Source organism: Agarivorans sp. (genome assembly GCF_050295395.1).
GTDB lineage: Bacteria > Pseudomonadota > Gammaproteobacteria > Enterobacterales > Celerinatantimonadaceae > Agarivorans.
The window spans coordinates 1-11087 of record NZ_JBNKPP010000139.1 but is presented as its reverse complement, the minus strand read 5'-3'; the positions used below and the strand labels follow the sequence as shown (position 1 = coordinate 11087).

Genomic DNA, 11087 nt, shown 5'->3' with positions numbered 1-11087 from the left:
GCTCCCAACGCAAGGCTATTTTGTTTCGCTAAGGTAGCGTGCTTTAAAGGCTGCTTGGGCTTCTTGGCGGGCCTTTTTGACTTCCTCGGGCTCTTTACCGCTGAACCAAGCATGTTCAGGTCGCTCTAGAATTTCGGCTAAAATGGCGCGGGCTTTGGTGGCGCCTTCGGAATTGCCTGCGTGCTCTGCTTTTTCCACTACTTCTAAAAACTGTGGCACTAACTCAATATAGAAGCGTTCGGCGACTTCATATAAACCATGCCATTGTACATAGTCTGGAGCCTGCATGGCTGCACCGTGTCTAGCGCGGCGGCCTTCGTGATGCCATAGGTAGAACCACGTCCATTCAATTTCTTCATCAAAGCCAATGTCGGTAAGCATTTTCTCCTCTTTTAGTACATCCATTAGTGCTTTACCTGGTCGGGCGAACTTGTCGTTATATAAATTAACTAAAGAATCAAATTGCTGGTAGAAGTTGTCGATCATTGATTTGGTATGACAGGACTGACATACGTTCATCATGTCGGCGCGGCGATCTTCCCAAGATTTGACCGCTAAACCTTGTGCTTTAGCTTTTGCGTCAATTTTCTCAGAGATGGCGGGACGCAAGGTCCAGGATATCCGGTCACCCACATCATGGGTTACCGCTAGCTCACGGGTGGCCGACATGTGGCAAGTGGCGCAGGTTGGCGATGAGTCGTAGTCTTCACCGACAATCCATTTGGCCGAATCCAAATTCATTCTGTCTACGTTAGCGTAGAAATTAATCCCGTGTTTTGACTCTTCGTAAATCTCTTTTTGAGGATGGTCTGGGCCTAAGTGGCATTTGCCGCAGGCTTCTGGGCGTCGGGCTTGCTCCATGGAAAATTCGTGGCGTTGATGGCAAGCGGTACAGGCTCCTAAGGAACCGTCAGGGTTGATTCGGCCAATGCCGGTGTTTGGCCAAGTGGTAGGGTCTAAATCACCGTTTTCTAAGACTTTGACTTCGGCGCCATGGCATTGCCAGCAACCATTAACTGCTGCTGGCGATTGGCCATTAAAGGTGAGCGCGCCTTCCACCACTTCAGCCAAGAAGTTATCTAAAGAACCAATGATTTGTCCTGCTTTAGCATGGTGACTTTTGGCAAATTCGTCGACCTCTTGAGTATGGCAGTTAGCACAATCTTTAGGAGATACGATGACCGAAATGGTTTTACCTTCATGAGTAATGGCGTCCACATCTTCAGGATTAGCTTGGTGGCATTCGTAACAGCCCACATTGGCACCGTAATGCTTAGATCGCCCCCACTGGGCGTAGATAGAGGGATTTTGTTCTTTGTGACAAGCTGCGCATTCGGCGCTGTCTTGGCTAAGTTGTTTGAATGGTTTCAGTACTAGCGCTTTAGGTTCAGCCAAACTAGTAAAGGAGACAACTAAACAAAGTGCCGCAGTTAAGCTTAATAAAGCGGTAATAATGATTGAACGATGGGGGTGCGTATCCATGCTTGAGCCCTCTTATTGCTTCCTGCTATAAGTTGATAATTGTTGAGCAACTTAACCATAGTAAAAATAGGGCTTAATGGTGAGAGCTAGGTCAAATTTATGTAAATATGTTGTTACATTAGGGCTTGGTCTGTTGAATTAGTTTTTTGAGACCTTGCAGCACTGAGCTAAAGGCAACTTTATCCAGCGGTAACCGAGACAAGGGGTGCCATTGCCAAGAGGCGATGTCGTCTTTGGCTTCGAGTGCGGGTTTGCTAGATGGGCAGTAGATAAAAAAGCTATCACAAGTGTGGTACAGCACGTTTTGATAACAGTATTGGTTAGCAAAGGAGCCAAAATAATTAAATTGTTCGGGCTGAATATCTAGATTGAGTTCTTCTTTTAACTCTCTTGCAAGGCCTTGTTCGAGACTTTCATTATATTCGATGAAACCGCCGGGAAGATCCCAATGTCCTTTTTGGGGCTCGATAGCCCGTTCCACCAATAGCAACTCTTGTTGATGCATAATCAAGGCTCCAGCTGTGGAAGCGGTGTTATGAAAGTAACAAAAATCACAGTGCTGACAACGCCACTGCTTGGGACCTAGGGCTTGCAGTTCTGGCTGGGCGCAACGGGGGCAAAATTGTATCGAAGACAGAATAAGCTCGTTTAAAGGTTGAATAGGCTGTTATTGATAGTAGCGAGCTTTAGCTTTAATTAGAAGAGCTAAACAATATGGTTGAACTTGCTTAGTGATAGGCTTGGCTTAGCAATAAGCTATCACTGTCAATATCGGTCACTGTTTAATGCTGTTTTAGGGCTCTGCTTGTTCACTTATCATGAAGTTTTCATTGGTAAATAAAAATGGTCTTAGGTCATTTTTTAGCAAACATTGCTCGCTTATACTGGGTTTTACTCGGATTGCTTCGAGTTACGCCATTTATTCTTAGGGATGATTAATGAAACCGCTGTTAAAACCCCAATGTCCTAACTTTTCTTCTGGCCCCTGTGCTAAACGCCCTGGTTATCAATTGAGTGAGCTAGAGCTGCATACCTTGGGGCGTTCCCATCGTAGCCAAGTGGGTAGAGCTCAATTGGCTGAGGCAATTAGATTAACCGAGCAGATTCTCAACTTGCCGCCAGGTTACAAAGTAGGCATCGTTCCTGGGTCTGATACTGGCGCCATGGAAATGGCTATGTGGTCTTTGTTAGGCCCTAAACCGGTGGATGTTTTTAGTTGGGAGTCTTTTGGTAAAGGCTGGTTTTTAGATGTCAGTGAACAACTGAAGTTAGCTGAGGTTTATCATTTCCATAGCGATTACGGTTTGCTACCCGATTTTAGCCAAGCCGACCCTGAACATGATTGTATTTTTACTTGGAATGGCACTACCTCCGGTGTGGCGCTAGCCAATGCAGATTGGATCAGCAGTCAGCGTAGTGGCTTAACCCTGTGTGATGCCACCTCTGCAGTGTTTGCCATGCCCTTAGATTGGCAAAAGTTAGATGTTGTTACCTATAGCTGGCAGAAAGTGTTGGGTGGGGAAGGTGCGCATGGCGTGATTATTCTTAGTCCTCGTGCTGTAGAACGCTTAGAAAATTATCAACCGAGTTGGCCAATGCCAAAAATTTTTAGACTGACCCAAGGAGGGAAGCTCATTGAAGGGATATTCAAAGGCGAAACGATTAATACGCCGTCGATGTTATGTGTGGCGGACTATATCGATGCCCTCCGTTGGCTTGAATCGCTAGGTGGTCTCTCTGCGAGTATTGAGAAGTCACGACAGAATCTTCACCAAATTAGCCAATTCGTTAGTGCTCACCCATGGATAGCGTTTTTGGCTCAGCAGCCGGAGACTATTTCTAATACCAGTGTGTGCCTGACGCTCCAAGCCACAGCTGAGCAGGTGGACACGATTATTGGCTTATTGGAGCAACAACAAGTGGCTTACGATATAGGGGCTTATCGTGATGCTCCCGCAGGTTTGCGCATATGGTGTGGTGCAACGGTAGAGCAAGAGGATTTACGCCGTTTATTGCTCTGGTTAAGTTGGGCCTATCAGAAAGTGTGTGGAGGAGATAAGCGAGTTTAGTCTGCGATTAATGATTTCGCTTGTTAAACGCATCAGCGGGGTTGATGCGTTGTTTGCTTTTTCCTATGAGTACTCCACTGAGGCTTTGATAGGCTAAGCGCACCAGAAAGGGTGGGGTTTAGGGTTTGTGCTGTTGTTTGCGAATCTCCCGGTTTTGTAATTTGCTCAGCTTAAAACTGGGAAAACGTAAATCGAGTTCGATAGCGAGTATACGCAGAATAAAGGCGGCGCCACTAGAGATTAAGATGTTAGGTAATTCACTCACGCCAAATAAATCTAGGACCACGTAGCTTAAGCTGCCGAGTAAGCAGGCTGTAACGTAGATCTCAGGCTCAAAAATGACTAGCTTGGTTTGCAGCATGAGGTCGCGAATCGCCGAGCCTAGTGTTGAACTCATCACTCCCATTAAAATGGCGACTAAAGGGGCCACCTCATAACTCAAGGCTTTGCCGGTACCTAATACCGCAAATAAGGCTATTCCCGCGGCATCCATCCATAACAATATTCGGTCAATTTTGATCACCCAATGGGCAAAGAAGTAGGTCATGATTGAGGCAACGATACATACACTAAGATAGCTGGGGTCGGCTATCCAAAATACTTGTGCAGTGCCCAATAACAAATCACGAATGGTACCACCTCCAATCCCAGTGACGATGCCAACGAACACAAAGGCTAAAATATCTAATTCTTTCTTAGCCGCCGTAAGCGCCCCGGTAAGGGCGAAGACAAACACAGCAATCAGGCCAAATTGATAGAGTGCGGTGTGAAAATCGAGGTTAAATGTCATGTTCGTTCAAGATAAATGGAGAGCAAATCGCATTATAGTGCAATAAGCTAAAGTAATGGAAAGCAAGAACTATAAAATAGGCATAATTTAGGGCTTGTTGACCTTTCTCGGTTAATTTTTGTTCTAGATAAAAGCGTTTGAATTGTGGCGATAGGTTTGTAGTTTAGCATTCTAAGCAAAACACCGTTCAACAAAGAGTATAACGCTTTTGGCAGAACCCTTCGGGCAGCGTTTGTGGAGGCTTTCTGTTGCGTTATCGGCTTATCAGGTAGAATCTCTACATTTCAAAGCCTCTGCCTTGAATAAAAACCCCACAAACTGCTGCAAATAACATCTCGAAAGATCAACAAACCCTAGTTAAATTAATCCTAGCAGCGCCGCTTTTACGGTGGCAGCGGTTTTATTGACTACGTCTAGTTTACGCATTGCCTGACTGATATGAAAATTAACAGTCCGAGTCGTAATGCCAAGAATTAGCGCAATTTCTTCTGCGGTTTTGCCATCGGCAGTCCATTTAAGCATTTCTAACTCTCGTTGACTTAAATCGGGTATCTCAAATTTTTCAGCGCATATTCTAGAGGCTAACCCTTGGTGGCTTACTTGGGTTAGCCACAACAATTGATAGCGATAGCGAGCCAGTTCACTAGGGCCTAGCATTTCCGACGAACGGGCAAGGGTGAGCATACCAACAGTACCATTGGCTTGTCGTGAGGATTGCGCCCAGCCGTATGCCAAGCCAAACGAGCGGGCATCTTCCATTAGCTCAGGTGTTTTAGAAAAAACTTGGTCGCTCCAAACAATAGGCAGTTGCGAGCTTAAGCCGTGATGTACAGTGGGGTCTACTTGCAGGTAGTTTTTTTGTTGATAAATCTGCTGCCAAGGTTTGGGGTAGTTGTTTAGCATCTCGGTGCGCGGCGCTGATAAGGGATAAGGCATTCGAATGCCATAGGCACAGAAATCAAATCCTAGAGCGCTGGTAACTTTTAATAACTCTGCAAAAAAGTCTTCGCTTGTACCTCTTGTTTCTAACAAGCAGAACTGTTCTTCCAACCACGCTTCCATGTGCTAGCTATCACTTCCTCGGTATATGCGATGAAGCCGCATAAATCTTATGACTGGTTAACTAGCAGTATAACGCAACTGTCAATGTTGACAATTGATAGGGAGCTAATGAGGTGCTTTGATGAGGTAGAGTTCAAAAAAAACAAATATAATTATGAATAAGCGGGCAAGTAGAAAAACTATTTTAGATTCAGCACACTACACTGTTGTTCCAGATGACGATGGTTTGATCAGGCTAACTTACGAGCAACTTAGTGTGCTCGACTTAAAGCATGTTATTTCCGGTTTGGATAACATCAATCCGGCGCAGGAAGGGCTTACCGAGCAGCGATATGGCGGATATACCGAGTGGCTATTTGAAAATGTATGCGCAATCACTGTGGGTTGGGATTGGCACTGGGTATGGAGTGACGGTCGTATGCATTGCCAAGTAAAAGGTTTCCCTCGAAGCAATCTTCAGTTGCAAGAAGATGGCTTTGATGTGAGCCCTAAAAGAAACGACCAACTGCTGTTGCAGTTGATCGATAACATGCTATGGCAGCCGACAACCACTGCTGCAATTTTGCAACGTTACCAAGAATCTCCAATGAATATTGATTACATGAGATCTATGTAGCAGGCAAATAAGGCGTAACCATTGATTATCTTTGGTGGGCCAGCACGGTGATGGCGGAAACCTGCGTGGCGCAGCATTCGCTCTATACCTAGCGGTGAGACCGAAATTAGTCGTTTAGCGCCGTGTTTTTTGGCACATGTTATCGAAGCATTTAGTAGCGATAGCGCCTGTTTTGACATCAGTTGAGTTGGTGCTTCTTGGTGGTTATCAAAGTCTACTGCGGCAAAGCGAGACAGTTCCCAAATATCAGCCTGCTTGGGGCAAGCTAGACCGTTCAGTAGTTCCGGGAACACCTCTTCCAATAAGTATGGCTGAGTGGTGGGCAGTAGTCGGGCACAGCCGCAAATGTGGTCATGTTGATTTTTAGCCACGACATAAATAGTGTCTTGATGATCAAATTGGTCTTGCTCAATGCCTTCAGGAGTATCTAGCTCCCAACCAAGCATTTCTACAAAGACCTGATGGCGATAGTGATTTAGGTGTTGAAAGGTAGTAGCTGAAAGTTGTTCTGCAACGCCGTCTATGAAGTCCATTAGCATCTCTCCCTGAGTGGTGATGCTATGAGTACAATCCAGCCTGCTTGTTTTTTAAACTGTTAACTATAACAGCTAGTAAATACTAAAATTTTCACCTATGGCCTTGTTTTTATTGATTTTATTGATTTTATTGTCATTAGTTTGTTTTTTTGTGTAGTTGTTGTTGCTAAATATAAAGCTGTTAAAATTCAATTAGCTAACTAGTGTTTTAATATTACTTAATAATTGTTGCCTACAGTTTTCCACTATCGCGTTGGGGAATTGTCGGTAGTCTGGGTAGGGGGTATAAATACGATTGCTAGCAGTAAAAAAGTGTTTTTTAGTCTCTTGCGAGAGGGCATTTATTAGATTTGGCTCAAACCGTGGCCAATTTTTCTTACCGGCGATGAGGTGCCAATGTGCGCTGTTTACTAGTTGAGTGGTTAAATTAATTTGCTGTTCTAGTAATAGCTGCTGTTGCAAATATTCTCGCCAGTCGTCATTTGGCGCGGTCAGTTTGGCGAAAATAGTCAGTATTTTGCGCCAATTATTGTTGTTGTGGGTCAAAATAGACTGGCACAAAAGAGCTTTAGGCAGCTCGCTTAGTGCTGCTCCTAACTCTGGCATATCGGTATTAAGGTATAACACCACTCGTGGAGTAGCACTGCCGATTATCATGCTTAGCTTTTCCTTATTTCTGTATTAATTCGTGCCTTGCAGGGGCTTAAGCCTGTCATTTAACTGCCACAAAACTGTTGCTCGTTTGTCATGTTTTACTCCTAGCCTTTGAGCCAAAACAGGGAGAGAACGATGATTTCAGCTCAGCAGCTGCTTGACCAACATTACCCAAGCCTAGCACGGCATCCTCGCCGGTATAACTTGGCAAAGTGGTTTTTTTCTAAGATTTTATTTGAAGATAGGTTTCAAGCCTTTGCCGAAAAACACCCTCATTTAACCGGTGTCGCTTTTATTGAACAGGTATTTGCCGAACTCAATATTAGTTATCGAGTGAGTCAAAATGAACGCGAGAGGATTCCCAGTGAAGGACGGGTGGTAATTGTGGCCAATCACCCGATTGGTTCTATTGACGGTCTCGCACTGCTACATTTGGTTAGCCAAGTTCGTAAAGACGTAAAAATAGTCGCCAATGAGCTATTATCAGCCATTCACCCCTTAGGTGAATTGTTACTGCCAGTGGACAATATGCGCGGTAATAGTCAGCGCAAGCAGCTAAATGCCATTAAGTCGTTATTGGAGCAGGAAGGGGCGGTGATTATGTTCCCTGCGGGCGAGGTATCTCGCTTAAAAGGTTTGAAAGTGAAAGACGGTAAATGGAACAAAGGCTTCATTAGCATCGCCAAGAAAACCCATACCCCCTTGTTGCCCATTTGTGTAAAAGCGAAAAATAGTAAGTTGTTTTATTTAAGCTCTATTGTCTATCGCCCCTTGTCAACTTTGTTGCTAGTTAAAGAGCTTTTCTATCATGAAAACAAAGTTTTATCTATGGTGGTGGGGGAGCAAATACCAGTTAAAAGCTTCGCTTTTAGTGGTCTAGATCGGGCTACCCAAGCACAGTTAATTAAGAGGCACCTATACCGTATTGGCAAAAATAAGAGAGGCTTATTTCAGACTGAAGCAGCGATTGCCCACCCCGAGCAGCGGCTCGATCTAAAGAAGGCGGTCGAGCAACTAGAGCAGTTAGGCGAGACGCCTGATGGTAAGAGAATTTGCTTATGTTATGGTAATACCCAACCGATTGTACTGTCTGAACTCGGCCGTCTGCGAGAACTTGCTTTTCGTGCCGTTGGCGAAGGAACGGGACGACGGAGTGATACCGATAAATATGATCGCCACTATATGCATCTTATTTTATGGGATAGCGAGTTATTGGAAATAGCGGGTGCCTACCGTTTTGCTGATACCCAAGGTTTAATTGAACAACACGGCATTAGCGCTTTGTATAGCCATTCTCTATTTGACTATAAAGTGCAAGACTGTGACTTCTTGGAGGCGGGCATTGAGCTTGGGCGTAGCTTTGTGCAGCCGAAATATTGGGGAAAACGCAGTTTAGATTACTTGTGGTTGGGCATTGGCGCTTTCTTAGCTCGCCACCCGCAATATCGCTACTTGTTTGGTCCCGTTAGCATTAGCGTGGCCATGCCTGAGGCGGGGCGAGATCTCCTTATTGATTTTTATCGGCGTTACTTTCCTGCCGTTAAGCCGTATGCGCGTTCTCGTCAGCCTTATCAGTTGAGTTGTTGCCCAATGGAAGCGCGTTTAGTCACCTTTAGTGGAGATGATTACAAGAGCGACTTTGCTCAGCTAAAGAGTGCCTTGGCCTCGATGGGGAGCGCCGTTCCTACGCTCTATAAGCAATATACTGAGTTGTGCCATCCCGGTGGTGTGCAATTTATTGACTTTAATGTGGACCCCGATTTTAACCAGTGCATCGACGGCTTGGTGCTGGTGGATTTACAACAGCTAAAAGCGAAGAAAAAAGCGCGTTATATTGACGTTCACCTTAGCTCGCAGGAAGGGCTCTAAGGGGACGGTATGCCCCCTGAGTTTTAAACTTATTTTCTTTTTAACATCACTACCAAGGCCACTACCGCCAGTACCATAGGGTACCAAGCGCTACTCACCACCATTAATGGGCTAAGCGCAAATAGAGAACCGAGTAACAAGGCTTGGGCACCATAAGGGATAAGGCCTTGGATTACACAGGCGAATATATCCATTAAGCTGGCACTGCGAGCGGCTGAAATATTGTTTTGCTGAGCAAGTTGTTTGGTGATGTCGCCCGCCAATAGAATCGCTACGGTATTATTGGCTACAGCTAGATTACTAAGAGCGGTAATTAGAGCAATGCCAATTTGCGCTGAAAAACTCTTGTAGCTAGCTTGGTTTACCCAGCGATTGACTCTTTGCTGAATGAAATTAAGCCCGCCTTGATGGCGCATTAATGCGCTTAAACCACCGATAAATAGCGATAATAAGAAGATTTCTTGCATGCCGGTAAAGCCTGTATAAACGTCATTGGCAAAGCTTAATGTACTGTACTCACTGCTAAGCATGGCGGTGACCCCAGCCAGTATGATTCCGCTGAATAGCACCACAAATACGTTTACTCCAACCACTGCCATTAACAGAATGATTAAGTAAGGCAGGGCGCTTAGTGGTTGTTCTACTGTGAGTGGTTCAATTGGAGCGCTGTCATTGGCAATAAATAGCAGTGCTATGGTAATTAGGGCCGCAGGAATGGCTATGCCTAGGTTCTGCTTAAACTTATCTTTCATCGCGCAACCCTGAGTTCGGGTGGCTGCAATCGTAGTATCGGAGATAATTGATAGGTTGTCGCCAAACATGGCTCCCCCCAGCACCGCACCCGCCATAAATACCGGGTCTATGTTAGCGGCTTGAGCAATGCCTAAGGCAATAGGGGCCACTGCGGCAATGGTGCCCATTGAGGTTCCCATTGCGGTGGCAATTAAACCAGAAACAATGAAAATACCGGGTAATAGAAACCACGAAGGGACTCCGTTAAGAGCCAAAGCAACTACCGCCTCGGCACCGCCACTAGCCTTGGCCACGCTGCTAAATGCCCCGGCTAGAAGGTAAATTATGCACATGGTGATGATGTTGTGGTTTGCCATTCCGCCTACCAACTGCTCAATACTGTGATTAAGTTTGTCTTTGCTTAATACCAGTGCCAATACGACGGCGGGAATAATGGCGATGGGCGCGGGGAGTTGGTAGAAGGCAAACTCGACACCTTGCCAATGCAGGTAGCTACCAACTCCAATAAACAGGCTTAAAAACAGAACTATTGGCGTGAGAGCCAAGGCTGAAGCTGGGGCTTCAACGGGATTCTTTGAAGACATTGAATAATACTCTAATAAAAAACATCGGCCTAGTGTAATGATTTATAGAGCTCTGTCAATCTAGATGGCTAAACGTCTTTACTTCTTTTTATCTTGGCTTGATAAAATAGCGCATTGCTAATGTTGTTCGTAATAAATTCGTCATAAAAAAGCAATATGGTTGCGCCTAGTTTGATGTTCAATGGGTGTATAAGGGGTTCTCCGTTTTCACTCATTGAGCTAGGCCATGGAGATCTTATGCGAGTTTCACGATTCTCGAGAGTGTCGGCTTTTGCTTTATTTACAGTAAGCGCCGTATTAATTATTGCCCTGTATTTTTCATTGGAAAAAATATCGACTTCAAATCAGCAGTTACAACGATATCAAGCTTTAAAGTTTCAGTTTAATAGCCAGTTAGTGGCTAAGGTCAACAGTTATCTCAATACCGGCAATGCGATTGCACTCAGCGAAGCTGAGAGCCTATTACAGGATTTGGTTGAACAAGCTCAACAGCAGCAACTAGCTAGCTTGTCGTCAATGTTGGCTGCACTATTGGAAGCGCTGCAACAGCGTTATTTAGCCTTAGGTAAACTTAGTGGTAACGAGCAAGCCTTACTACTCAATGCTGAAAGAGAAATGCTAGCTTGGGCTGATAGTACGGTAGATTATGGCCTTAAAGCGAGTGCTGGCGAT

At 45.0% G+C, this 11087-nt stretch carries 10 protein-coding genes and 1 pseudogene; 4 read left to right on the top strand and 7 right to left on the bottom strand.

Features of this window, described 5'->3' with window-relative positions; translation table 11 throughout:
• Positions 1-15 precede the first annotated feature (15 nt).
• Together ACQY6Q_RS08360 and ACQY6Q_RS08355 are read right to left on the bottom strand one after the other, a co-directional pair.
• Positions 16-1482, bottom strand: a complete 1467-nt coding sequence (locus ACQY6Q_RS08360) for a multiheme c-type cytochrome (protein WP_427980123.1) — start codon at positions 1480-1482, stop codon at positions 16-18.
• Between the two features lie 118 nt (positions 1483-1600).
• Positions 1601-2077 (bottom strand): NUDIX hydrolase, encoded by a 477-nt coding sequence (locus tag ACQY6Q_RS08355; RefSeq protein ID WP_427980125.1) that lies wholly within the window; start codon positions 2075-2077, stop codon positions 1601-1603.
• Between the two features lie 343 nt (positions 2078-2420).
• On the opposite strand from ACQY6Q_RS08355, the gene ACQY6Q_RS08350 reads away from it, so the two are divergent.
• A complete protein-coding gene (locus tag ACQY6Q_RS08350; protein WP_427980121.1) occupies positions 2421-3551 on the top strand; it encodes a phosphoserine transaminase in 1131 nt (376 codons plus the stop codon).
• A gap of 118 nt (positions 3552-3669) precedes the next feature.
• Here the strand turns inward: ACQY6Q_RS08350 and ACQY6Q_RS08345 are convergent, their stop codons facing one another.
• A complete protein-coding gene (locus ACQY6Q_RS08345) occupies positions 3670-4341 on the bottom strand; it encodes a trimeric intracellular cation channel family protein (RefSeq protein ID WP_427980119.1) in 672 nt (223 codons plus the stop codon).
• 357 nt (positions 4342-4698) lie between these two features.
• On the bottom strand, positions 4699-5403 hold the full coding sequence (locus ACQY6Q_RS08340; protein ID WP_427980117.1) for an autoinducer binding domain-containing protein: 705 nt from the start codon (positions 5401-5403) through the stop codon (positions 4699-4701).
• Between the two features lie 154 nt (positions 5404-5557).
• Between ACQY6Q_RS08340 and ACQY6Q_RS08335 the strand changes: the two genes are divergently transcribed.
• Positions 5558-6019, top strand: coding sequence for a DUF4902 domain-containing protein (locus ACQY6Q_RS08335; RefSeq protein WP_427980115.1), 462 nt, complete (start codon positions 5558-5560; stop codon positions 6017-6019).
• Here ACQY6Q_RS08335 and ACQY6Q_RS08330 read toward each other — a convergent pair.
• Together ACQY6Q_RS08330 and ACQY6Q_RS08325 are read right to left on the bottom strand one after the other, a co-directional pair.
• Positions 6001-6552 (bottom strand): acyl-homoserine-lactone synthase, encoded by a 552-nt coding sequence (locus ACQY6Q_RS08330; RefSeq protein ID WP_427980112.1) that lies wholly within the window; start codon positions 6550-6552, stop codon positions 6001-6003. The two genes, ACQY6Q_RS08335 and ACQY6Q_RS08330, sit on opposite strands and share 19 nt — an antisense overlap.
• A gap of 195 nt (positions 6553-6747) precedes the next feature.
• Positions 6748-7212 (bottom strand): DUF6942 family protein, encoded by a 465-nt coding sequence (locus ACQY6Q_RS08325; protein ID WP_427980109.1) that lies wholly within the window; start codon positions 7210-7212, stop codon positions 6748-6750.
• Positions 7213-7344: 132 nt separating this feature from the next.
• On the opposite strand from ACQY6Q_RS08325, the gene ACQY6Q_RS08320 reads away from it, so the two are divergent.
• Positions 7345-9078 (top strand): GNAT family N-acyltransferase, encoded by a 1734-nt coding sequence (locus ACQY6Q_RS08320; RefSeq protein ID WP_427980106.1) that lies wholly within the window; start codon positions 7345-7347, stop codon positions 9076-9078.
• A gap of 29 nt (positions 9079-9107) precedes the next feature.
• Here ACQY6Q_RS08320 and ACQY6Q_RS08315 read toward each other — a convergent pair whose 3' ends face one another.
• Positions 9108-10415 carry a Na+/H+ antiporter NhaC family protein gene (locus ACQY6Q_RS08315; RefSeq protein WP_427980103.1) on the bottom strand — a complete coding sequence of 436 codons (1308 nt, stop codon included), beginning with the start codon at positions 10413-10415 and terminating at the stop codon, positions 9108-9110.
• 237 nt (positions 10416-10652) lie between these two features.
• On the opposite strand from ACQY6Q_RS08315, the pseudogene ACQY6Q_RS08310 reads away from it, so the two are divergent.
• Positions 10653-11087, top strand: a pseudogene (locus ACQY6Q_RS08310) (hypothetical protein); the annotation flags it as partial.